1 protein-coding gene is annotated in these 1,587 nt (G+C 62.9%); it reads left to right on the forward strand.

Annotated elements, in window-relative coordinates; genetic code table 11:
• Nucleotides 1–236: 236 nt before the first annotated feature.
• On the forward strand, nucleotides 237–1,559 hold the full coding sequence (locus ACLIBK_RS25495; RefSeq protein WP_415390108.1) for an AAA family ATPase: 1,323 nt from the start codon (nucleotides 237–239) through the stop codon (nucleotides 1,557–1,559).
• The last annotated feature ends 28 nt before the right edge of the window (nucleotides 1,560–1,587 follow it).

The following is a 1,587-nucleotide window of genomic DNA, read 5'->3' on the forward strand; positions in this document are numbered from 1 at the left end:
TCGTCCAGGCTGGACCTGGTCATGGCCGTGCCATCCCCGAAAGCGTCGAACACTTTCAGAGTGGCACGGCCAGAAAACCCCCATCACACCCAGCCCATCACTCACTTCAGTCACACACCCTAGATCGCCGAAAGCATCCTGCGGCTCGGCGACGACGAGCTGGCCGTGCTCGTCCGCAGCCGGATGGATGAATGGGAGCCGGAGTTTCAGTCCGATAAGAGCCAGGCGCCCTGATCGTGCAGCTGCGCTTCCTCATCATCAGCGGGCCGCAGAGCAAACCGGCCGTCGTCGATTTCTTGCCGGGCCTGAATGTCATTTATGGCGGCTCGAATACCGGCAAGTCGCACATCCTTCGGATGATCGATTACCTCCTTGCGGCAAGCAAACCGCCGCGCCCAATCGCCGAGCAGGCCGAATACGACCTCGCCCATCTTGGCGTGGTCTGCAACGACGGCACGGAGAAGACGCTGGTCCGTGCCCTGAAGGGCGGCGATATCCGCATTATCGACGGCCTGTTTCGCGCGCGGCCCACGCCGGATCAAGAGATTACGGTCTCAGCCCGTCACGGCGCCAGGGCCTCGCTTTCGAAGACTCTCCTCGAGCAGCTCGGCGCGGCCGACAAGCGCATCCAGACCAACGCCGCCGGCGCGACGCGCGATCTCAGCTATCGCGACCTCGAGCGCTTCGCCATCGTTAACGAGACCAAGATCCAAGAGGACACGTCGCCGGTCCTTACTGGGCAATACACCACGAAAACAGCCGAAACGGCGGTGTTCAAGTTTCTGCTGGTCGGCGTCGATGATTCGGCGATCGACATGGCGAAGCTGGACGCCAGCCGACCCTTGCGGCAGGCGGCTCAGCTCGAGTTGCTCGACCAGCAGATTCGCGAGGTCGAGCGTGAGATCACGGATGCCGATCAGGATCATGACGAGCTGCGGCAGCTCGATTTGACGCTGGATAACGAATTGGCGGCCTCGTTCAGTGTTCAGGAAGCGGCGGAGCGGGATTATCGCGTGCTGACCACGCAGCGCCGTCAGCTGCGCCGCGAGCACGAAAACATTCGCGACCGCATCGACGAGATCGACACGCTGCAGGCCCGCTTTACGCTTCTGAACGATCACTATGCGTCGGATCAGGAACGACTGGCCTCCGTCATCGAGGCCGGCACACTCTTCGCCCTCGGGGATGGGCAGACCTGCCCGACCTGCGGTGCGGACCCAAAGCACCACAGGCCTGAATTTGCTTGCGACGGAAATGTTGACGAGATTGTGGCAGCCGCAAAGGCCGAACTGGCCGAGCTCGGCAGACGGGCTGCAGAATTGAAGTTGACGATGCAGGGGCTCACGGATGAGCGGCAGGAACTGGCCGCCCGAGCCCGCAAAGTCCTGCCCGCGCTCGAAGCTCTACAGGCCGATATACTGCGCGAGGTCCCTTCGGTGCAGACCGTCCGCACGCTGACGAACAGTAAGCGTCCGGTGACGCGGGGACCGACTGTCAGGTTGCTGCGGCTTCGGCGTCGCTTGACAGGTTCCACGGCAGGAGTTCAGCGACCCGGCTGACGGGATGGTCGGCGATGCGCTCCAGCAC

The sequence above is a fragment of the Roseomonas sp. BN140053 genome (assembly GCF_047690175.1).
Classification (GTDB): domain Bacteria; phylum Pseudomonadota; class Alphaproteobacteria; order Acetobacterales; family Acetobacteraceae; genus Roseomonas.